Annotated in this window: 18 protein-coding genes; 13 read left to right on the forward strand and 5 right to left on the reverse strand. The window is 47.5% G+C overall.

Annotated features, from left to right (window positions below; all coding sequences use genetic code 11):
• Window positions 1-108: 108 nt before the first annotated feature.
• From glpK to rpmA, 6 genes are all read left to right on the forward strand, one after another.
• Entirely contained in the window at window positions 109-1,596 is a 1,488-nt protein-coding gene (glpK, locus tag QUA34_RS27370; RefSeq protein WP_333390309.1) for a glycerol kinase GlpK, read from the forward strand.
• A 74-nt stretch (window positions 1,597-1,670) separates the two neighbouring features.
• Window positions 1,671-2,042 (forward strand): c-type cytochrome, encoded by a 372-nt coding sequence (locus tag QUA34_RS27375; protein WP_333390312.1) that lies wholly within the window; start codon window positions 1,671-1,673, stop codon window positions 2,040-2,042.
• 246 nt (window positions 2,043-2,288) lie between these two features.
• Entirely contained in the window at window positions 2,289-2,729 is a 441-nt protein-coding gene (locus QUA34_RS27380) for a DUF3122 domain-containing protein (protein ID WP_333390315.1), read from the forward strand.
• A 325-nt stretch (window positions 2,730-3,054) separates the two neighbouring features.
• Window positions 3,055-3,270 carry a hypothetical protein gene (locus QUA34_RS27385; RefSeq protein WP_015176895.1) on the forward strand — a complete coding sequence of 72 codons (216 nt, stop codon included), beginning with the start codon at window positions 3,055-3,057 and terminating at the stop codon, window positions 3,268-3,270.
• 263 nt (window positions 3,271-3,533) lie between these two features.
• Complete coding sequence (gene rplU, locus QUA34_RS27390; RefSeq protein ID WP_172190164.1) at window positions 3,534-3,926, forward strand: 50S ribosomal protein L21; 393 nt, start codon at window positions 3,534-3,536, stop codon at window positions 3,924-3,926.
• A 27-nt stretch (window positions 3,927-3,953) separates the two neighbouring features.
• Window positions 3,954-4,253: a 50S ribosomal protein L27 gene (rpmA, locus tag QUA34_RS27395; RefSeq protein WP_006634942.1), complete on the forward strand. Its 300-nt coding sequence runs from the start codon at window positions 3,954-3,956 to the stop codon at window positions 4,251-4,253.
• A 201-nt stretch (window positions 4,254-4,454) separates the two neighbouring features.
• Here rpmA and thiS read toward each other — a convergent pair whose 3' ends face one another.
• Window positions 4,455-4,667 carry a sulfur carrier protein ThiS gene (gene thiS, locus QUA34_RS27400; protein ID WP_015176890.1) on the reverse strand — a complete coding sequence of 71 codons (213 nt, stop codon included), beginning with the start codon at window positions 4,665-4,667 and terminating at the stop codon, window positions 4,455-4,457.
• Between the two features lie 97 nt (window positions 4,668-4,764).
• The gene (locus QUA34_RS27405; protein WP_333390318.1) at window positions 4,765-5,847 is read right to left on the reverse strand and encodes a thiamine phosphate synthase; all 1,083 of its coding nucleotides are present in this window, start codon (window positions 5,845-5,847) and stop codon (window positions 4,765-4,767) included.
• Window positions 5,848-6,069: 222 nt separating this feature from the next.
• Here QUA34_RS27405 and QUA34_RS27410 point away from each other — a divergent pair, with 222 nt between their 5' ends.
• Window positions 6,070-7,947: a DUF1565 domain-containing protein gene (locus tag QUA34_RS27410; RefSeq protein ID WP_333390321.1), complete on the forward strand. Its 1,878-nt coding sequence runs from the start codon at window positions 6,070-6,072 to the stop codon at window positions 7,945-7,947.
• A 612-nt stretch (window positions 7,948-8,559) separates the two neighbouring features.
• Here QUA34_RS27410 and QUA34_RS27415 read toward each other — a convergent pair.
• Window positions 8,560-9,237: a peptidoglycan-binding protein gene (locus tag QUA34_RS27415; protein ID WP_333390324.1), complete on the reverse strand. Its 678-nt coding sequence runs from the start codon at window positions 9,235-9,237 to the stop codon at window positions 8,560-8,562.
• 264 nt (window positions 9,238-9,501) lie between these two features.
• Here QUA34_RS27415 and QUA34_RS27420 point away from each other — a divergent pair, with 264 nt between their 5' ends.
• The 4 genes from QUA34_RS27420 to QUA34_RS27435 all read left to right on the forward strand — a co-directional run bounded on the left by QUA34_RS27420 (window position 9,502) and on the right by QUA34_RS27435 (window position 15,480).
• Window positions 9,502-11,430, forward strand: a complete 1,929-nt coding sequence (locus QUA34_RS27420; RefSeq protein ID WP_333390327.1) for an SdrD B-like domain-containing protein — start codon at window positions 9,502-9,504, stop codon at window positions 11,428-11,430.
• Between the two features lie 87 nt (window positions 11,431-11,517).
• Window positions 11,518-11,685 (forward strand): hypothetical protein, encoded by a 168-nt coding sequence (locus tag QUA34_RS27425; protein WP_333323331.1) that lies wholly within the window; start codon window positions 11,518-11,520, stop codon window positions 11,683-11,685.
• A gap of 290 nt (window positions 11,686-11,975) precedes the next feature.
• Window positions 11,976-14,417, forward strand: coding sequence for an SdrD B-like domain-containing protein (locus QUA34_RS27430; protein WP_333390330.1), 2,442 nt, complete (start codon window positions 11,976-11,978; stop codon window positions 14,415-14,417).
• Window positions 14,418-14,619: 202 nt separating this feature from the next.
• Window positions 14,620-15,480 carry an SDR family oxidoreductase gene (locus QUA34_RS27435; RefSeq protein ID WP_333084600.1) on the forward strand — a complete coding sequence of 287 codons (861 nt, stop codon included), beginning with the start codon at window positions 14,620-14,622 and terminating at the stop codon, window positions 15,478-15,480.
• A 621-nt stretch (window positions 15,481-16,101) separates the two neighbouring features.
• On the opposite strand, the gene QUA34_RS27440 is transcribed toward QUA34_RS27435, so the two are convergent.
• Window positions 16,102-17,130, reverse strand: coding sequence for a hemerythrin domain-containing protein (locus tag QUA34_RS27440; RefSeq protein WP_333323336.1), 1,029 nt, complete (start codon window positions 17,128-17,130; stop codon window positions 16,102-16,104).
• A gap of 399 nt (window positions 17,131-17,529) precedes the next feature.
• On the opposite strand from QUA34_RS27440, the gene QUA34_RS27445 reads away from it, so the two are divergent.
• The gene (locus QUA34_RS27445) at window positions 17,530-18,795 is read left to right on the forward strand and encodes a pitrilysin family protein (RefSeq protein ID WP_333390334.1); all 1,266 of its coding nucleotides are present in this window, start codon (window positions 17,530-17,532) and stop codon (window positions 18,793-18,795) included.
• A 255-nt stretch (window positions 18,796-19,050) separates the two neighbouring features.
• The gene (locus QUA34_RS27450; RefSeq protein WP_333390336.1) at window positions 19,051-20,319 is read left to right on the forward strand and encodes a pitrilysin family protein; all 1,269 of its coding nucleotides are present in this window, start codon (window positions 19,051-19,053) and stop codon (window positions 20,317-20,319) included.
• A gap of 356 nt (window positions 20,320-20,675) precedes the next feature.
• Here QUA34_RS27450 and QUA34_RS27455 read toward each other — a convergent pair whose 3' ends face one another.
• Entirely contained in the window at window positions 20,676-22,841 is a 2,166-nt protein-coding gene (locus QUA34_RS27455) for a patatin-like phospholipase family protein (protein ID WP_333390339.1), read from the reverse strand.
• Between the last annotated feature and the right edge of the window lie 83 nt (window positions 22,842-22,924).

A 22,924-nucleotide genomic window follows, 5' to 3' on the forward strand; every position in this document is an offset into this window, starting at 1 on the left:
TTTTAAATCACCCTAACCTTCCTTCAGTCTTGTCTTATGGTACTCTGGCTGCTTAAAAACTGTCCGGAGTATTGTTAAATAGCTCATTACTAAAAAGGTTTTAGACAATTGGCAAAAAAATACGTAGCAGCGATCGACCAAGGAACCACCAGCACCAGATTTATCATATTCGATCGCCGGGGACAGATAATTTGCAGCAACCAACAAGAACACCAGCAAATTTATCCGCAACCAGGATGGGTTGAACACAATCCCGATGAAATTTGGCAGCGCACCCAAAGTGTGATTAAAAATGCTCTTGAAATCGGCAATATCGACCCGCAAGATATTGCTGCTCTCGGTATTACCAACCAGCGCGAAACTACAATTGTTTGGAACAGAAAAACGGGCAAATCTTATGGAAATGCGATTGTTTGGCAAGATACTCGCACTCACCAAATTTGCGAAAGATTAGCGGAGTTTGAGGGCAAAGATCGATTTCAAAAACGATGCGGTTTGCCGCTGGCAACTTATTTCAGCGGGCCGAAGATTAAGTGGATGTTGGACAATATTCCAGGATTGCGGGAAGCTGCAAATCAAGGGGATGCAATTTTTGGCAATGTCGATACTTTTCTGATTTGGCACCTGACTGGCGGCGCGCACATTACCGATGTTACCAACGCCAGCCGCACGATGCTGATGGATTTGCAAACTCTCGATTGGGATGCCGAAACTTTGGAAATAATGGCAATTCCCCGCCAGATGCTGCCAGAAATTCGCCCTTCGAGTCAAGTTTTTGGAACGGCAAAAGGATTGCTTGCAGGTGTTCCGATTGCTGCTGCTTTGGGCGATCAGCAGGCCGCCCTCGTCGGGCAAACTTGTTTCAGTCTGGGGGAGGCAAAAAATACTTACGGTACGGGCTGTTTTATGCTGCTGAATACTGGTGAGACGATCGTCCCTTCAAAGCAAGGATTACTAACAACAGTCGCCTACAAGATGGGGGAATCGCCCGCTGTGTATGCTTTGGAAGGCAGTATTGCGATCGCCGGAGCTCTTGTGCAGTGGCTGCGCGACAATTTGGGCATCATCAACACATCTGCGGAAGTAGAAACATTAGCAAATACCGTCGAAGATAGCGGCGGAGTTTACGTTGTCCCGGCTTTTTCTGGACTCTACGCACCCTATTGGAAAGATAGCGCCCGCGGAGTAATTGCAGGTTTAACTCGCTACGTGACTAAGGCACACATTGCCCGCGCAGTATTGGAAGCGACAGCGTGGCAAACGCGGGAAATATTGGATGCTATGAATCAGGATTCTGCTGTGCAGCTTTTGTCTTTAAAAGTAGACGGAGGTATGGTGGGAAATCACACGCTGATGCAGTTTCAGAGTGATGTTTTGGGAGTGCCTGTGGTGCGGCCTGTGGTAGCAGAAACTACTGCACTCGGTGCGACTTACGCGGCTGGTTTGGCGGTGGGTTTTTGGAGTCAGCTAGCCGAATTGCGCGATAATTGGGCGGTGGATTGTACTTGGGAACCGAAAATGCCGATCGCACTTCGCGAGCAAAAATATCGCTTTTGGAAAAAAGCAGTTTCCCGCACATTCGATTGGGAAGAATGAATCGCTGAGTTAACCCCAAAATCCGTATTTAGTGATATCCTTAAATCCAGCACTATTTTTCAACTTGCAAATAAATGATTTCGCTAAAGAACTTAAAAAAAATTCTCACCGCCTTTCTATTGATACTGACACTGGCATTTGTAGAAATCGCCACTAATTCCCAAATGGCGATCGCAGATACAACTACAAATCCCACAACTGCAGCCGAAGTCTTCAGCGCCAACTGTGCAGGCTGTCACATCAACGGCAGCAACATTATCAGGCGCGGCAAAAACTTGAAACAAAAAGCCTTAAAAAAATACGGCATGGATTCCATCGCCAACATTTCCAACTTAGTAACCAACGGCAAAGGTATTATGCCAGCTTACAAAGAGCGTTTGTCGGAACAACAAATTATCGATGTTTCAGCTTATGTGCTATCCCAAGCTGAAACTGATTGGAAATAAAGCTGATTATGGAGATTGTCAGAGCAGGTTTAGCGCTTAACTTGGTCATCCATGAATAATATTTATACAAACAAAGCCTGCCTGCTTTTTATCTTCTATTTTTCATTCCTTAATAATCTCAATACAAAATCTATCATTTTTTCTATGTTCTGGTGAAAAAGTGTAAATTATCGGAGGTATTGCAAGGTGAAAAAACATTATTGTTGGCGTAGAACTTTAACTGTTATTAGCTTGTGCGTGTATCTAATGTTAGCTGTCAGCGCGCCCGCTTTCGCCTCGATTCACAAATATCCAGAAACTGCCGAGACAGTAATGTTCCGATCCGTACAAAGCCTGCGTGATACAGATGACAAAGCATGGCAAGTTGTTTTGTACAAGCGAGTCAAGTCGGGAGTAGTAAAGTCTTTAAATCTGAGATTAGTAGGATTTCCCGGAACAGAATTGCAGCACCCGGTTCCGCTGAAAGTTGTGGCGGGGCAGCGCGAAATTGGCAATGCTAATGATATTTGGAACGAGTCTGGTTTGCCAATTAATGTCGGAGAATACGATTTCAAATCAATAATTACACAAGTGGAAAGTAATCGACCTTTGCTGTTGAAATTTCCCGTGAAAAATCAAAAAGAAACAGAATTGCTGGTTCCTCCTTTTGCTGTCAGAGAATGGCGGCTGTTGTTAGACAGAAACTAAATATACCAATTTAATCGCACTCTACATTTAAAATCCAGACAATTTGCAATGTTACAAATCGCTATGTTTAAATTCTGCCTTAAGGTAGATTTAACGTAGTTGAAGGATAATGTTGTCTGACACAAACTAAAGATACCAATTTAATCGCACTCTACATTTAAAATAGCTACAGTTTCATCGATGTATCAAAAATAACTTTATTTACATAGACCTTAAGGTAGATTTAACCTATTTTAAGGGTAATTATGAAACAAACTAAAAGCTGAGTTAGTCTGGTGACAAAACTTCAGTGTTTTAACGTAGGTGTATTCAGGGTAAATCTACTATGACTTTAATCAGTAAAATTGTCCGAAAAGCATTGGCAACAGGTTACTTAACGGTTGAGGCCGAAGAACAGTTGCGACAGCAGTTGCAGATGACTAAGTACGGTTTAGAAGATTTTGAGGCTTTTATTAATTTGCAAAAAGAGGTGATGGAGGGTAGGGTGAAACAGCAAGCTTTGGAATTGTTGCGATCGCGCAAATGTTCTGCGACGGCTTGAATCCAGTCCGATCGCCCTTTTGGAGAAATGGGATAAAAAGGTTACAGCATCTTCTATTTTTATCCCTAATTAGAAATTTCCGGGGCGATCGAACTTGACAAAAACACCCTAGTCAGCAATAATAGTAGATTGTCTGTCTAAATCCGGCTCGGATCAGGTTAAGACATTCCAAAAGCTGGAGAGCAGTCAGCAGTCAAAAGTCCACAACGACCAATGACCAATGACTCATCAGCTACCTGTACGGCAATCTCAACCACCATCCCATGACTTACGCAATCATTGAAACCGGCGGCAAACAATTTCGGGTAGAACCAGGCCGCTTCTACGACATCGAACTGCTTCACGTTGAAGCTGAATCCAAAGTCACCATAGACAAAGTATTTCTGATCCAGCACGAAGGCGAGGTTCATATCGGCCAGCCTCTACTAGAAAATGCCACAGTAGAAGGAACGGTTCTACGGCATTTCCGGGGCCGCAAAGTCCTCGTCTACAAGATGAAGCCGAAAAAGAAAACTCGGAAGAAAAAAGGGCACCGTCAAGAAACAACTCGCTTTATGATTGACTCGATTAGCGTCAACGGTACAGTCTTGGCCGCCAGAGACTTAACAGCAGCAGTTGTTGAAACCCCCCAAACCGCCGAAACTGATTCAGAATAAAAAATAGTAAATACAGTTGAGGATATTATGGCCCACAAGAAAGGTACAGGCAGTACACGTAACGGACGCGACTCTAATTCTCAGCGTCTGGGTGTCAAAAAGTACGGCGGTCAAGTTGTCAGAGCTGGCAACATTTTGATCCGTCAACGCGGCACCAAATTTCACCCTGGTAACAATGTAGGTATCGGCAGAGATGATACTCTGTTTGCCATGATTGACGGTGTGGTGACTTTTGAAAGAAAAGGCAAAACTCGCAAGAAAGTCAGCATTTATCCTGTTGTAGCAGCACCTGTGGCTGAACCCGTGGCTGAAGCTGTCGCAGTTTAATTCTTTGTTCCTAGGTTCGGCAGATTCCTGACAACTTAGCGTAGAACCGATAGTCCGACAGGGGTTGAAACCCCTGCCTCAAAGCTAAAGTCCTCTGAAGAGGACTGAAGAACTTATTAGTCCTCTTGAGAGGACTTTAGCTATTAGCCAGGGAATTCATTCCCTGGCGGACTACAGGCTTAATTTGTCACCCATTTGTGGCTAGCCTCCTCCGACAATTGTGACAACTTCTAAGATGTCGCCCTCTTGCATCTGTGTAGTTTCCCAAAATTGTTTGTGCAGAATTTCCCCGTTGTACTCCACAGCCACCAAGCGCGGGTTTAATCCCAATTGTTCTAGTAATTTTGGTAACGGTGTGTCGATCGCACAATTACGAGTTTCTCCGTTAACTTGCAGCGCAATTTGATTTATCATAAGTAAAATATCAGTTTTCAGGGCAGGTTTTGTAACAAAATTATATTTTATCCACACATTTCCTGTGCTAAACCCGCCCTACAAATCCCCAATCAACCTAGCTTTTTCCGTGCAAAGCTTTCTGAGCTTTCAGATTCTGCATCCGAATCAACTGCGAGATGAAAAACTGCGTCACTAAAGTAGGCTGTTCTGCTTCCATAATCGCCCGTACTGTGGCAACCCTTTGAGCTCCGGCATTCAATACTTCATCGAGGTTGTTGATATCAATTCCGCCGATCGCAAACCACGGAATCGGCGACTTAGTAGCAGCATACCGCACATAGTCCAAACCAGCCGCCTGTTTATCAGGTTTAGTCGGAGTGGAGTAAACCGGCCCAACTCCAATATAGTCGGCTCCCGCATCAACGGCTCGCTGCATTTCCTCGCCATTGGTAGTCGAACAACCGATGATTCGTCCCGGGCCAAGCAACTTCCGCGCTTCCGCCACAGGCAAATCTCCCTGCCCTAAGTGTACGCCGTCTGCATCGGCTGCGATCGCCAAATCCACGCGATCGTTCACAATCAGCAAAGCATCGTAGCGGTGACAAAGTTCGCAAAGCTTGCGCGCGTTAGCCAGCTTTACCCCGTCGTCTGAGCTTTTGTCGCGGTACTGCACCAAAGTCAGTCCGCCTTGCAAAGCAGCTTCCACGACTCCCATCAAGTTGTCTCGCGGCGAAGTTACAAGGTATAACTGCGATCGAAGTAACTGCTGGTAGCGCCGGTAAGCCAGCAAATCGCTTTCGAGAGTATAAACCCGATAGCGCATCTGCTTAAAAGCCGCGCCCATATTCCGATCGTAAATTTTGCCATACTCTTCGAGTACCCGCAGAGCTTCTTCCACCCGACAGAAATTCGCCTCCAGTAGCTGCTGAATGCTCGAACGCTGCTCTTCCTGCGGGTGAGTCAACTCCGTACCCGGATCAGCCGGCGTATCCCTAGCGCTGCGAAGTTCTGCAACGTGCCAAGCAGCCAATTCTTGACGCAGTTGCTTGCACTCGCCAGCTAAATCCGCGCTGTTGAGACCAAACCTGCACCATTCTTCAATAATTCTCAACCCTTCGCGCGATCGATCTAAATTTGCATCTAAAATCCGGCAGAGGGCTGGCTGTGCCGGTAAAGTTCTGTTTTGTTTGTCGGTCATTCAGAACCACCCTAATTATAATTAATCTTACCAATCAACCCGCTATGTTCTCCCACGCCGTCAAGATTGTGGCAAAGCAGGCGGCTTAATTTTGGCATAAACCGATGTAAATTCGACAATAATTTTTTAAGTTTTATTGAATTTGATGAAAACAAAGCATAATAGATCAAACTTGATGAGAGTGGAATCGTTAAACTGCATACCACACTTCGGAGGAGAGCCGTGAGGTTAGCAGAACAACACAAAAGATTAACAGAAGAAAACCCCAGCAGGCGGGTGAAATCAAAGTTCGATCGCGAAAACCCGACACCGAACTCGGGAAGCGGAACTCGGATCGCAAATCAGTGGGGTTTATTTATGCTCCCAAACTCTCAATATAGCGAGTGCCAAGAAAAGCGATCGCAAAAATCTTGTTTGAGTTCTTGCCTTTTGCTCGTTTTTGCCACCACCGCCCTTTGCAACCATCAACCGTCAGTTATCGCTGCCGGGATACCGGGAGTGCAGCTACTTTCTCAGACGCTGCTGAGCGACATCAACATACTGTACGTCAGCTCGACAGGAGGCAGCGACACGGGCGGCAACGGCAGCGATCAAGCTCCGTTCAAAACCCTTACCTACGCCTTAAGCGTCGCCCCACCCAAGACAGCGATTTTGCTAGCGCCCGGTACTTACAGCGAGCAAACCGGCGAAAAATTTCCATTAATGCTCAGACCCAGCGTGACAGTTCAGGGAAATCCCAACACTCGCGGTCAGAATATTGTCATCAAAGGCGGAGGATACTTTATCAGTCCGACTTCTGCGGGTCAAAATATTGCGATTTTAGGCGCAGACGGGGCGGGCCTCAGCGGGGTGACGGTGACGAATACCAACTATCGCGGTTACGCTTTGTGGATCGAATCGAGTTCTCCGACGGTTGTTAACAATACTTTTTCTGGCAGCACTCACGACGGCATTTCGGTAGTGGGTACTTCCAGGCCGACGATTGGTGGGAATGTTTTCTCGAAGAATGGAGCTAACGGCATTACAATTTTTGGCAGTTCCCAGCCGGAAGTTCGAGATAATGTGTTTGAAAACACGGGATTTGGGGTGAATGTAGCGCAGAACGCTTCGCCTCTGCTAATCGGTAACAAAATTACTCGCAATAAAGATGGCGTGGTGGTGCAAGCTAATGCTAGACCTGTGCTGCGTAACAATTATATCGAGAGTAATCGCCGGGACGGAATTGTGGCGATCGCGAGCTCTCTGCCGGATTTGGGAACTGCAGCCGAACCGGGGGGCAATGTCATTCGCAACAACGGTCAGTACGATGTCAACAATGCGGCAAAAGGTCAAGTAATCCCAGCTTACGGCAATCAATTGTCGAGCAGCCGGACGACGGGATCGGTTGATGTGGCGGGAACTTTTACCCCTGGGCCAATGGGGGGAAGTGCTTTGCAGCTAAGGACCGATCGACCCCCCAGCATCGGTGGGCCAGACACTTCTCTCCCTGCTTACACTCCCGGGCGGCTAAGTCCCAGAGTAGAAAGAGCGCCACTTCCCCCGCCTGCGCCCGTTTCCCAGCGACCGGTGCAAAATCGACCCGCACCGCGAAGCGCCCAGTTGCGACAAGAACTTTCTCCGAGGAATGCCGCTGCTTCATCGGTAGCCCAAGGGGCGATCGCAATTCCCGTGCCCGATCCGAATTATCGATCAATTTCGGAAAGTTCGGTACAGCAACCAATGATTCCTCCCAATTTTGATAGTTCGAGTTCGGTTTCTTCCGAGGGTAGATTGCCGGTTCCGGGTCGCAACATTCCGATAGGAAGGGGTGGCTATGTACCTGCACTTTTAGGGGGGAATTCTTTGCCCGATGCCGAGGATAATTCGCCGTCATTCGATCGAGCCAGAGCTTTGGGTTTCCGGTATCGAGTTGTGGTGGATACCGACAGTTGGCGCGATCGACAAAAAATGCAATCTCTCGTTCCCGGTGCTTTTCGCTCTTTTTCCAGCGGGCGATCGGTGATGCAAGCCGGTGCTTTTCGGGAACTCGAAAAAGCTGAGGAATTGCTACAAATGCTCAGCGCTAACGGTTTGAATGCTCGAATTGAAGAAATTCAATGAAATGGTCATTAGTCATTAGTTAACGGTTGACTGTTGACTCTTGACTGTTGACAGCCAAAGACTGCTGACTACTTCAAAAAAATCTCAAAATTTTAGGGCCTAGCATATCGGATGCCAGACCCTAAAAAGTTTGTAAATTAAGTTGATTCAAGTGGGTTTTTAGTTCTGCTGAGTTTCAGCAAACTACAACTAAGGTGGACTTTTTGGCAACTACTCTGTAGACGAGCTAGCTATCAGCGGAGTCTATTCAGACTTCTGTGTTTGATTGTGCGATCGCAACTTTTGATTAATCCAATAGCCTCAAGCTATTTAACAAATCTCGATCCCAATGTCAACCTTTCTTTGCTAATAAACTACACGGTTCAGGCGTTGCCTGCGGACTAGAGCCGAGCGGGACAAATACTCTAATTCCAAGTTTTTTATCCAAGTTTTTTGTGCTTCTTGGTTTTGCCCCTCATGTTTTTAAGTTAACACCAACTGCGCGCATAAAAACACTTTGTTTACCAAACTTGACACTTTTTGATGTGATGAAATACTTCCAAAAGCGATTATTAACAATTTGTACGATCGCTCGATACCGCAACGTGCACACCCGACACTTTTCGCTTGCTGTCAACGCAGCAGAGCTTCCCAAGTTGCGCGGCCGACAATGCCGTCTGCTGGCAGTTGATATTGTCGCTGAGCCGCCTTGACAGCAGCTTGAGTTTCCGGGCCAAACACGCCGTCAGCACTCACCCGCAAAAATCCCTTGGCCTGCAGCCGTTCTTGCAAATCTCTGACTGCCGCCCCCCGCATTCGTCTTCTCAAAACCGGAAAATTAGTTGGCTGCGCTTGGGGGTTAATCTCTGAATCGTCGGCAGTTACAGGATCGTTGGCTATCGGGTTCTCGATCGCGCTCGGAGTCGCAGGAAACAGCCGGTTCCAAGTATCTTGACCGACTATTCCGTCGGGAGGCAGACCTGCTGCTTCTTGGAACTGAGACACAGATCTAGCGGTGCTTTGTGAGAAAATCCCGTCTACAGTGTCAGCGTAAAAGCCCAACAATTGAAGAGCAGCTTGGAGTTCGATCACTTCTGAGCCGCGGCTGCCCAATTTGATTGCGGGGCGGACGATCGCACCTGTTTGGGCGATCGGGCTGTTGCTGTTACTCTGTTCGGAGGTAGGTAGCTGTGCGACAGCAGGAGTAGGGGCGATCGAGCTCATTGCCAATAAACCGCACAAACTCCAGCCGAAGAGCAAACTCGGAACCTCGCGGGCTTCATTCCAGCTTGCTGTCAAGTTTTGGGACATTGGGAATTCGACCTCTGCAAAACTGGTAGCGATCGTACATCAAATCTGGAAAAAATTGGGAATTTAGGCATAGGGAATTGGGCATAAGGCATTAACTGACTCCCTGGCTATGTCTGCGAACCAGTTAACTCAAAACTCACAACTTTTCCCCCCTTCCCTTTCCTAAAAATAATTTCTCCTCTCAAATAGCTGCAATTGGCAAAAAAACTGCTAGATTGCCCTACAGAAAACATTGAACCGCGTTCATTGGGCCCCAGCAACACCATGTCCGAATCCACCCCCACCAGAATTGCCAGCCAAATAGACATCGGCAACGTCAACATCGGGAACTTCCAAGTCGGCAGCATCAGCGGCACTAAATACAACGATTTTAACGCCAACGGCCTCCCTGATCCCGGAGAAGTCCCCATTCCCAACTGGCAAATCTACCTCGACCTCAACAACAACGGCCAGCCAGAATTTAACGAACCTTCCACCGTCACAAACGCGCAAGGCAACTACATCTTCGCCAACCTGCCACCGGGAACTTACCAAGTTAGGGAAGTCCAGCAGCCGAACTTTCGCCAAACTACCCCAAATCCCGCACCCATCACGATTACCAGTGGCACAAATGCTGGCAATATCAATTTTGGCAACAACTTTAACGCAGGGACGATCGCAGGCACAAAATTCAACGACATCAACAACAACAGCAGCCGAGATCCTGGGGAACAAGGGCTAGCTAACTGGCAAATTTACCTCGACCTCAACCGCAACAACAGGCTCGACGCCGACGAACCTTTTACATTTACAAACGTTGAAGGCAATTACGCTTTTGTCAATATTCCCGCCGATACATATTTGGTGAGAGAAGTCCAGCAACCGGGTTTTCTCCAAACCACACCTGACCCCGGTCCGGTTAACGTTACTTCCAACGCCACTGTCAACAACATCAATTTTGGCAATGTCTTTTTTGTCGGCAGCATCAGCGGTGTCAAGTTCAACGACCTCAATGCCAACAGCGTCAGAGACGCGACAGACCCGCCTCTGGCAAACTGGCCAATTTACCTCGACCTCAACGGCAACAGCAGCTTTGATCCGGGCGAACCCAATACCATCACAAACCCCCAAGGCAACTACACTTTTGCCAATGTTTCTCCCGGCAGATATTTGGTGAGGGAAGTTCAGCAACCGGGATGGGTACAGACTACGCCAAATCCAGGCCCGATCGACATCATCGGCAATACCAACGCAGTCGGCGTCAATTTCGGCAACAATTTTCCTACCGGCAGCATCAGCGGCTTCAAGTTCAACGACCTCAACGCTAACGGTATCAACGAACCGACGGAACCGAGAGTTGCCAACTGGCCGATTTACCTTGATTTCAACAACAACGGCAGTTTAGATCCGGGCGAACCTTCGACTTTAACCAACCCCGAAGGTAATTTCTCTTTTATCAATTTACCTCAAGGAACCTATGTCGTGAGGGAAGTCCCGCAGCCCGGTTTTCGACAAACCACGCCCAATCCGACTCCGATCACCGTGGGCAACGGCACAAATGCCACTAATCTCAGCTTTGGCAATGTATTGGTGACTGGCACCATCAGCGGTGTGAAATTTAACGATTTTAACGCCAACGGCCGCCTAGATCCTGGGGAACCCCCAATCGCCAATACTCAAATTTATATCGACCTCAACAACAACAGCAGTTTAGATCCGGGCGAAGCGAGTACCTTAAGCGACCTTCAAGGCAATTACAGTTTCCGCAATGTTCCGGTAGGTAGTTATGTTGTCCGCGAAGTTCCGCCGCCCGGTTTCATTCAAACGACTCCGCCTGCGGTGGTTGTTGTCTCGGCAGAGATTGGGGCTAGCAGCATCGATTTGGTGACTGGAGAGGCTGAGGGTAGGTCGGCTAAATCCTGGAAGGGCGACCCGTTAACGGATGCCAACAGCTATACGAGACCCGAACCTGCGGGTAATATGGGGGCGGATAGCTTGCTTTTGAGCCAGGGTCGTGATAGTGATCAAATTAGTAAATTTTTGAGTGATGGATTTTTTGCAAATTTAGGCAATATTCCTAACTTTGGGCAACAGAATGTCGGTCTGGAGCCTAATTCACAAGTTGGTAATTGTGTCAATATCAATGAATTAGATAATGGGGTGATCGCTGACTGGTTTGTGCCGATGGGTGTGAGGAATTTCCCGGTTAAGTAGGGTGAGACAAAGCTCGATCGCCCCGAATCCCAAACCGCAGATAAAAATTAGGAAGAGGTTAAAGGGCGATCGCGTGATACCCTATTGTTGGCAACCTCCAAAGCCAAGCCAGAGTTCCGGGAAGCCCAAAGCTGGCTTGTATATGAGGAGCAAGATTCAGAGACAGTATCATACCTGTTTTTAGGAATTATCAGACAATTCCCCAAGTGCGATCGCCCTCGTGGCATGGTCGCTCAAGTCACCGAGGTGCAGTGAGTTTTAACGTTGTTCCAGCTCAAAACAGCAAGTGTCCACGGGCAGAAGAACTCCGGGCGCAAATCTTGAAGATATTGCGCTCAAATTGCCACAGCTATTCAAAACCTGATATAATCTCGTGCGACAAAGCTGGAGTAAGCCTGATGTTAGATGAGGAACCTTCGAGCAACGTAGACGTATGTATGATTGAGTAGCGATCGTCAGTCGCTAGCAGCAGCTAACTGCTGATTGACAAAGTGATACAGTAGCCTGTAGCTTACGTAGATTTAGGTGTGAAGGAACAGAAAATCATGGCAGAAAAAAGTGCTAGTCAGGTAACTCCTGTATTATTTCCAGTAGTGTTACCGCCAACCATCAATTTTGGCAACGCTCCTGCGGGTATCCAGGGTACCAAGTTCAACGACCAGAACCTCAACGGCATTCGAGAGCCCGGCGAACCGGGACTCCCCAACGTCCAAATCTTTATTGACACCAATAACAACACCACTGTCGATCCAGGTGAACCCTCGACGTTGACAAACCCCAGCGGAAACTTCATATTTCCAGGCTTGCTTCCAGGCACCTATACAGTCAGGGAAATCCCGCCAGCCGGTTTCAGCCCGACAACTCCCAACCCAGTCGTCGTCACCCTCGCGGGCACTAATGCCACAGTGTTGTTCGGCAATGGTCGCGTCCCGGAAGGTCAGATTATTGGCTGCAAATACCTCGACGTAGACAACGACGGCTTTCGAGACGGGAGTGAACCCCCGATGGAAAACGTCAGAATCTATATCGATGCCAACAACAACGGTCAGCTAGATACAGGGGAACGCACTACCTTAACCGATAGAAACGGCGAGTTCCGATTCACTGGTTTGTCGGCTGGGCTGTACCGGATTCGGGAAGAGCGCGCCAACGGGCCGGGCACTGAACCGTTAGAAAGAGATTTTCCCCAAAGCACTCCCCCCGGCAGCACCCCCCTGCTTGACGTGAACCTCGGCCCTGGCGAAACCTGGGCCTGCGCTCAAGTGGGCAACACTCCCCTGTACGAAATCCCGATCTTCAAATTCCGGGACAACAACGCCAACGGCATACAAGACTCCGGCGAAGTTGCCCTCGAAGGCATCCCGTTCATCCTCGATTTGAACCGGAACGGCAGGACAGACGCGGGCGAACCGCGACTGTTAACTGGGCCTGATGGTAGGGCTACCTTCAGAGATTTGAAAGCTGGCAGCTACTCAGTATTGGAAACCTTTGAAACATTCATACCCAACCAGCCGCCAATTGCAACTACGCAGAACCCGGTAGAAGTCACAGCCCCCGGGCCCCAATCGCGGCAGCAGGGCACGCTGCCTTTCATAGTCGCAGATAATAGTGTTCCAGGCGGCCAGCGGATCGTTGCGGCGAACTTCCCGCCCCCGTTCCCGCCGGTCAACCCGGAACCTGCAGTCTTCTTCACCCCGATTTTGGTAAATCCAGGTAGCGGTGCTGTCGGGAATACGCGCCCCAACATCACGGTCTTCAAATACAACGATCAGAACGCTAATGGTCGTTACGAACCGGCCAACACTCTACAGGAAGTGGGCATTCCCGGCATCACGGTCTACCTTGATGCCAACGACAACGGCGCCCTCGACACAGGGGAACAGTCGCGAGTAACTGATGCCAACGGGCGCGGTGCTTTCACTAACCTGGAACCGGGCAATTATGTGGTTCGGGAAGTGCCCCAAGCTGGTTTTAGTCCTACTACTCCGGATCGGGTGCAGTTCAACCTCAGCACTCAAGATGCCAACGTTGTCTTTGGCAACACCCCCAACAGTCGCATCACTGGGTGCAAATTCCAAGACTTGAACGGCAACGGCTACCGAGACGGCTTTGAAACGCCGATCGCAGGGGTCACAATCTACCTCGACAGCAACGGTAACGATGCCCTTGATGCCGGAGAAGCAAGTACCGTCAGCGATCAGTTCGGCCGCTGGGAGTTTGGCAATTTGACCCCCGGTATTTACCGAGTCCGGGAAGTGGTGCCTTCCAATTCTTTCCAAACTACTCAACCACTGGACATCGTTTTGGGCGCAAACCAAACGTTTACTTGTGCTTTGGTGGGCAACGGTCAGTTCTTTAACTATCTAGGAGGAAAATTCCGGGACGACAACCGCAACGGGCTTCGAGATGAGGGCGAACCTCCTTTGGAGGGCATCCCGTTCACCTTGGATTTCAACAACAATGGTCGCTACGATCCTGCTACCGAGCCTCTGGTGAGGAGTAATGCTCAGGGCGAGGTTCTGTTCACCAATTTAGCTCCAGGCAACTATTCCCTATTGGAAGTTTTCAACGCTCCGGGCGTTCCCAACCCATTCCCCATTCCGACAGGGCCTAATCCTGTTACGTTCTCGGTGCCGGGGCCAAATACTTTTGTAACGCCGATCGTGCCGGCGCCAGTACCGACGGAACCAGAAAGAACGGGTGGTAGTATCGATCTGCTGACTGGCGGCACGGTAACTGCTTCTAGCATCCCCGATTATAATGATCCGCTGAATAACCCCGTCCCCGGCTCAGTCCCTCAACCAGTCAGCACTGTTGACAAGATTGTAGTAGGTGAGAGTGGATTTGTTAACAACTCTGTTAACCTTAATCAGTGGGAAAGCTTGGTGAGTTCGCTCGCTGTAACGCCAGACGCTTTCGCTGTCCATCAGGCAGAGCTGGAAAAATATACGGTAGGAATTACTACTAATCCAGAGCGAGTGTTTTAGTTCGAGTTAGCAATTAGCAACTAGCTTGTTTAAACTGCACGTCAAATGATCTTTTGGCGTGCTTTTTGCTGTTGTGACAATAATAACAAGCGGTTTCGATCGCCCAAACTGTCTTTAGTAGTAGGGCACGATCGGCAAAAAGAGCGATTCCCTAGTTCCAGAAAACCTTTATTTATAGAGGTAGAACGTAGAGGAATATGTTATGCCAACTCAACAACAAACCAATCCGGCTCAACATCAAGAACAGCAACCCGGTATTGAATCGCAAATGACCCCGCAACCCCAATCCTTTGCAGAGGGATATCGCGGTAGCGACAAATTGCGGGACAAAGTAGCCTTAATTACCGGCGGAGACAGCGGTATCGGGCGTGCAGTGGCTCTTGCCTTTGCCAAAGAAGGCGCTAACGTAGTCATCAGCTATCTCAACGAAGATGATGATGCCAAAAAGACCAAAGAGGCGATCGAACAACAAGGCCGGCGCTGTATTGCGATCGCCGGCGACATCGGCGACGAAAACGTCTGTCAAAACCTTGTAGAACAAACAGTTAAAGAATTCGGACACCTCGACATCCTTGTCAACAACGCCGCCGAACAGCATCCCCAAGAAAGCATTGAAGATATCACCGCCGAACAATTAGAGCGCACCTTCCGCACCAACATTTTCTCAATGTTTTACCTCACAAAAGCCGCTCTCAAACACCTCAAAGAGGGAAGTGCAATTATCAACACTACCTCTGTCACCGCCTACAAAGGCAACCAACAATTATTAGATTACTCCTCCACAAAAGGAGCAATTGTTGCCTTTACCCGGTCTTTGTCTCAAAGTTTAGCTGAGAAAGGAATTCGCGTCAACGGAGTCGCCCCCGGCCCGATTTGGACGCCTCTAATTCCTGCAACTTTCCCTGAAGAAAAAGTGGAGAAATTTGGTGCAGACACGGCCTTGGGACGCGCCGGTCAACCCGATGAAGTTGCCCCTAGTTTTGTGTTTTTAGCTTCAAAAGATTCGTCTTACATGACGGGTCAAATTTTGCATCCCAACGGCGGATCTGTGATTAACGGGTAGATTTGGCGCGAGTTAATATAAAAATAACCGCATTTGGTCGGAGAACTTTCACCCACAACCTGTGACTATAACTCACAATCTAAATAAACCCGCCCCCACAACCACGTTACCTAGGGCGGGTTTATTCATTTTTTTAGTTATATTCAATCTGCTAGCATCATTGGGTGTAACATACAGTCAACAGTGATGCCCACTTAGCTTCGCCGAAGGGTCAACAATCACGGACGATGCAAACGAAATTGATACAATTAATCTGCGTTAATCTGTGTTGATATGCCCTCATCTGCGGCAAAAAAAAAGAATTGCTGAACCGCAGATGACAAGGGATTGACGCTGATTCACGCAGAGGTCGAGAATAGATAGATAAATAATTCCGATGCTATAGCAGTCCTAAATCATTTGTGAATTTCTTACTCCCTCCCCAAGGCATCGGGGAGGGTTGGGGTGGGGTAAAAAATTTACGACTCCTGCAAGCATTGCTAAAACAGATTTGATATTAGTTTGTGAACATTGGTGACGTTTATACAAAACAGTCATCCCGCTACGTGGGTAGCGGGATTGATAGGTTGCAGTTTAGCTAGTTTTGAACCCAGCTAGAGCTACAATTAGCTCGCTGCGGAATTAGCTCATGTTAGCCATTTCTTGCTGCATCGTGCTTTTGGCTGCTTTGAATTGAGTAGCCATTTGTTCCATTTGTGCTTCGCTCAGGTTGCGGCGAATTTGAGGGAACATATCGTTTTCTTCTTCTTTTACGTGATCCTGAACCGCTGTTTGGAGCTGTTTGATTTGGGCTTTGAACTCAGGAGAACTCGGGCTCATTGACTTAATCTTGGCGAGCATTTGCTTCATTTCTGCTTGCTCGTCGTAGAGTTCTTGAGTGTTGCTGTAGTAGCTGCGAATTGCTGGGTAAACAACTTGTTCTTCGGCTTCGGCGTGAACGCTGAGGTCTTTGTAAAGTTGACCGAAGAATTCTTGTAGTTTTTGAGGATCGTCGGTGCTTGCGATTTCCATAAATAGGGTATCGGCTTTGCGGTGATCCATTGAGATGATTTCGGTGATGTTCATCTCATCTTTGGTGCGGGTAACTGCACCGCCGATGATGCCGGTCATTGCTGCCATTGCATCTTGTACGCGGGCCCAAACGCCTTGGTCGGGGTCTTTGCCGGTCAGTTCGCGTACTCCTAAAATTTCCAGAACTCCTTTGAGTTGTTCTTGGTGAGCGCGGTTTTCAAAGTTAACTGTGTTGAGGGGGGTAATAGCAGCTTCGATGTCGGCGCCGACTACTTGAGCAGCTTTGTGAATTAACAAACCAGCCATTGTTTGTTTGTGTTTGAGCAGTTCGTGCTGAGCGACTTTTTCAAACAATGTGAGTTCAGAACCTTGCATGAGTTTCTGAACTTCTTCAATCATTTTTGTGCTGGTTTCTTTGGGTTCGGCTTGAATGCCGTATTGCACGATCGTAGTTTCTAATACGCCCAAGTTTTTGCGATCGTCTTCGAGCATATCCCGGAAGCGCTGGGCTAGTTCGGAGTCGTTGCAGGAATTGATGAACAATTGCTCGTTGGCGATCAACAGGTTTTGCAGCGCTTTCATGTCTGCTAATTTCATCGCGATCGCTTGGCGCTTGGTATCTTCTAGGGTAGCTACCATCTGTCGTTTCTCCTCTCAATGTCTTTAGTGTTCTTACATCTCTTAATTTATTGATATATTCTGATAACATCCTCTTTCTCCCGACTGATTCATTAATATCCCGCGCAACCTATTGACTTTTAAACCAAGAAATGATAGTTAATTAAGGCTAAGGTCGTTTTTTAAAAAAGCAAAAATTACCCTTAATAACTGCCAACTGACCACTGACAACTATTAAGTGACAACTACCAAGTGACAACTGCCCACTGATAACTGCCCACTGTCCACTGCCAACTGCCAACTGCCCACTGCCCACTGCCCACTGACAACTGACTTTTGTATCAATTAATCCCGATCGCAGAGCTGGAAAGCGCTACCATAGTTGCAGCCGAAGTTAACTAAAGTTTAAGAATAACTAGCTTGTCTCAACTGCTCACTGCTTTAGAGTTCCCAGCCAATGTCTGGAAGCTGAATAATGGGTTAACGGTCATTCACCAGCGGATTTCGGCCACACCGGTGGTCGCGCTAGACGTGTGGGTGAGGGCTGGCGCTACGCTGGAGCCGGATTCTTGGTCAGGAATGGCTCATTTTTTAGAACACATGATATTTAAAGGGACGGATTCGATCGCCCCTGGAGAATTTGACCAGGTAATCGAAAATCGCGGCGGTGTCGCCAATGCAGCTACAAGTCACGACTACGCCCATTTTTTCGTCAACGCTGCGGCCGATTATTTAGCAGAAACAGCGCAGCCGCTGGCAGAATTGCTACTGCGCGCTTCGATTCCCGATCAGGAATTCGATCGCGAGCGAGATGTGGTGCTCGAAGAAATCCGTCAAGCTCAAGACAATCCCGATTGGCTGGGTTTCCAAGCCATGATGGAAACAGTTTACCAGCGGCATCCCTACAGGCGATCGGTATTGGGCACGGAAGAACTGCTGATGTCGCGAACTCCCCACGAAATGCGCTGTTTCCATCGATCGCACTATCAGCCGGAAAATATGACTGTGGTGGTAGTCGGGGGAATTGATGAACAACAGGCCAGAGATGTTACGGAGAAAGCATTCGAGCAGTTTTCGGATCGGTGGGATTGTCCCAAATTAACCGCAGAGGCGGAACCGCCACTGATAGAAATTCGCCGTCAGGAACTCTGTCTCCCCCGATTGGAACAAGCGCGGCTGATGATGGCCTGGACGGGCCCGGGAGTTGAACACTTGCAAAGTGCTTGCGGCTTAGATTTGCTGTCGGTGTTGCTTGCAGACGGGCGAACTTCGCGTTTAGTCAGGGAACTGCGGGAAGAATTACAATTGGTAGAGGCGATCGAGAGCACTTTCTCGTTGCAACGGGAATCGAGTTTATTTACTATCAGTGCAGTCTTGGACGCGAAGGATATTGAAGAGGTGGAATCTCGGATTTGCGATCGACTTTGGGAATTGCAGTCTGAGCCGGTTTCCGAGGTAGAATTGCTTCGCTGTAAGCGTTTGCTGTGCAACGATTTTGCTTTCTCGCTCGAAACGCCGGGACAGTTAGCCGGTCTTTACGGATATTACAATACGATCGCCACTGCAGAATTAGCGCTTAGCTATCCCACCAGGATTAAAGCATTTGGCCCATTAGACCTTCAGCGCCTAGCTCAACAATATCTTTCTCCCCGCCGCTATACAGCCGTGGTACTCAAACCAATCTAATAACGGTTGACGGTTGACGATTAATTGAAAAAAGGTAAGAGAAGACTTGCAGCTAAAATAGCAAGAGCGATGGTTACATTAAGTCATCATCGTTTTAAGCATATTAAGCATATGTCATACAAAGTAGATTTAGGTGGATTCCTAGATTTACCGGGTTAAATGTATCTGTTACTGTGGTCAACAATCAACAGCGAACAGTCAACAGCCAATAGCGAACAGCCAACAGTCAACAGTCAACAGTTAACAAAGAATTCAATGAAAAATGAAATCCAGCGCACGGTTTTAGACAACGGTATTGTTGTCTTAGCAGCAGAAAATCCAGCAGCAGATATTATTGCAGCTAGGATATTCCTGCGGGCCGGCAGTCGCTACGTGCAGCCGGAACAAGCAGGATTGTGTCACTTGCTGTCGGCGGTAATGACTAAGGGAACCGATCAACTGTCTTCGCTGGAAATTGCCGAGCGTGTAGAATCGGTGGGAGCGAGGTTGAGTGCCGACTCTACTACAGACTATTTTTTAGTGAGTTTGAAGACGGTTTCTGCGGATTTTGAGGAGATTTTGGAGTTAGCGGCGCAATTGACCCGATCGCCCAATTTCCCGGAAGCTGAAGTCGAACTTGAACGCCGCATTGCCATATCGGCAATTCGATCGCAACAAGAACAGCCATTTGCGATCGCCTTCGAGCAATTGCGGCACGCTATGTACCAGGAACACCCCTATGCTTTTTCTCCCTTGGGCACGGAAGCTACCATGTCAAAGCTCACCAGAAACGAGCTCGAACAGTTCCACAAAACCTATTTCCGTCCCGATAATGTAGTTATTTCGGTAGCCGGCAGAATATCCACCGAAGATGCGATCGCCCTGATCGATCGAACTTTTGGGGACTGGAAAGCGCCTTTAACACCCCTGCCAACTTTAACCGTCCCCCCCCTGTCACCCTCCCCTGAATCGGTCGTTACGGCGCAAGATACGCAGCAATCAGTGATTATGCTGGGCTACCTGGCACCCTCGGTCAGAAATCCCGATTACGCAGCGATTAAGTTGCTGAATACTTATTTGGGTAACGGTTTGTCGAGCCGATTGTTTGTGGAATTGCGGGAAAAGCGGGGCTTGGCTTACGACGTTTCCGCGCTCTATGCGACGCGCTTGGACACGGCTCAGTTTGTTGTGTACATGGGTACTGCGCCGGAAAATACAACGACTGCTTTTGAAGGATTGCGTGCAGAAGTCGATCGACTCGCCAACACCGAACTAAGCGAGGAAGAATTGCAAGCTTGCAAGAATAAAATGCTCGGTCAATATGCTTTAGGAAAACAAACTAATTCGCAAATTGCCCAAGTTTTAGGCTGGTATGAAATTTTGGGATTGGGAATTAAATTTGACCAGCAATTTCAAGAAGAAATTGCACAGGTGACAGCTTCAGAAGCGCGGGATGCTGCTAAGAAATATTTTGTAGAACCGTATATTTCTTTGGTGGGCCCGGAGGCGGCGATTACAGAGTTGGAAGTGGCGGCTGTTTGTTGAGTATGAAATTGGCGATCGAACTTTTGAAAAGTTCGATCGATGCGATCGCAGACAAAAAGACTTTTTGCTTAACAATTATTTGTGTTTTGCGATCGCTTTTAACCTTTCCAAACTTAACAACAAAGCCAACTATTATTGCTTGCCTTATCTAGAACTGACACCGACAAGCTCAACGGACTTTTCGCTGGTAGTATAAAGTTCCGGTTGAGCTGTTGCAAATAACACTCGTAGCACCACCAGCAACTTTCAACAATCCACTCCAACCGAATTGTTAGGTTGCGCCGTTAGCTTAAGGATTCCACGCTCCGCCTTTGCTAAATAGACAGTAGGTGTAGATGGCTAGACATTAGCTTAATCTAACTCAAATCGTTGCCAATCGATGTGATCACACAAAGGTTATGATTGTCATCCATAACCACCCGACCGTTTGCAATGGCTTGTCGGAATTTTTTGATATCACAGGGTCTTGCTTTGGGGTCAGGTGTCTGCTGATCGATAAAGTCCCTTGAGTGCTTAGAGATGAGCCAACCCAGAGGCAACTTAACGCCATCACCTGACTTTTTCAGGAACAAGGTTCTGAATTTATATTTGAGTGGATCATCAATCCCATCATTGACCGTGAATGTAGACAACTCAACAGCACTACGGCTGCGGGACTTGCGCGCACTAAACAAGGCACGAACTGGCGATAAAGCCTCGTTCAGTCCTTCACTCTTGAGTTGAGTTGTAGGCTCGTTAAATTGCCCATCAATTAAGGATAGGTAGACAATTTCAAAGGTTGTTCCGTAACCCTTAAGTCGCTGTAAGCTGCGCCCAATGTCCAAAGCAGTAGGAATACCAGAATTATCAAAATAACCGCCATCAGCCAAATGCAATTTACTTTTGTCCTTACTGCGTTGGTACCACCCTACAGGGGTGAAGTAGGGAAAACGAGCACTGAGGCCAGCCGCTGTACTCAGTTTCAAATCTAGATCGGGTTCATCAATGGCAATATTTTCTTTGTTGGGCAAGTTAATCTGAAAGGGGCTGATCACCAGGCGATCGCCAGTTTCGACAACAGTTGTGTTGAGAACCAGTGCAGGGGCGATGCCCTGGGGCTGCCAGTGTTGGTAAAAAGACTGCCGCAAGGGATTATCTTGATTTGGAAGAGACAGCTTATCCCAAGCTTTTTCAAACGCAACTTCCAGACCTCTTCCCCGATCCCAATCGTATATTGGGAAAAAGATAAATCGTTGAATCAGGTCAGGGAATAGCCCCATCGTTAGGAGGGGCGTAAGCAAGTCACTGCTAAACAGTTTGCTAGCCGTTTGGCTAAGGGATTTACCACTAATTCCACCAAATTTCACCAAACTTGAAAAGGCAGAAGCCCCCAAGCTACCGCCAGAAACACTACTGATTGCAAATATATGCTGAGGAAAACTTGGAAAATATTCTGTTACCTTTGTGAAGGCTGTCGCTGCATGATAAGCGGCATAGATACCCCCACCTTGAGCCGCAGCGATATAGACAGGATAGGGTTTATTTGAGAATTGATCGAGATCGGGGCGATTAGCTAACCATTGCTGAAAACTAGATTCTAAAGCTGGAAGGACTGACTTTTCGGGTTTGCTAAACTGTCGAAAGCGATGATTGTCATTAAAATTAAAATTGCTAGAAACAACAATCAACACGATGAGAATCGTAATCCCAGGTATTTTGGTTTGCAGACCCCAGTCGTAAATTGTTGAAAAAACAACCACCACAATCGCCAATGATATTGCCACCACACTAATTGAACCCAGCCGATCTGGAAGAAATGTTGGAGGCAATATCAACCCTAATGCGAGGGAGGCCAGCAGAGAAATTGAACAAGTCCTAACAACTGTAATTCGTGATTTTACCGTGTGTTGCCAAGAAAACAGCGCCACATTAAAAAATACGAGCAACAGAAAAACCGCAACTAAACCAAAAGACAACTGTGAATCTTTTGCTGCCACGATCATAGGCAAAGATAAAACAATAAAAACAAAGCAGGCTAGATTAACAAAGATATTTTCAAATTTTTGCCCAAATAGACCTTCCCCCTTCTTATTAGAGGCAAAGGAACCTAGGCACTTTGAGTCTTTTAAAATTTCAATACGTTTTATTATTAAATAAGATAAAATTACTAATAAAACTATATTGCTAAACATCCACACTAGCAAAAAATTTTTGGGAGTAGGATCTGATAAGTTATGCAATGTGTTTTGGGTAGCCCAATTGCCATAAGCAAGGCTACCCAGTGGTATAGCACCTAGCAAACGAGGTGCATTTTTGTAGAAGGAATCGAATTTTGGCTTGTAGAATTCAGGAAGACGAGCTTCATAGCATTTCTCATGTAAACGTGCCGCGAACCACACACCAAGTGAAAGCAAAACAACAAATACTGTAGAAAAAACTGCCTGAGATACATTCTTATCGAAAGCAATTACACGATAGACCTCAATGGTTTGATCGATCTGGGTAAAAAAATACCAAGCTGCGATTGCAACTGTCAGAGGCACTCTTAAATAGGGCTTGCTGAATATATCGAGCGCATATTACGTGGGCTGGGTTAAGAGAGCGTGCGATCGAGAGTAAAGTGCAA

It is taken from the genome of Microcoleus sp. POL10_C6, from assembly GCF_036701585.1.
Taxonomy (GTDB): Bacteria; Cyanobacteriota; Cyanobacteriia; order Cyanobacteriales; family Microcoleaceae; genus Microcoleus.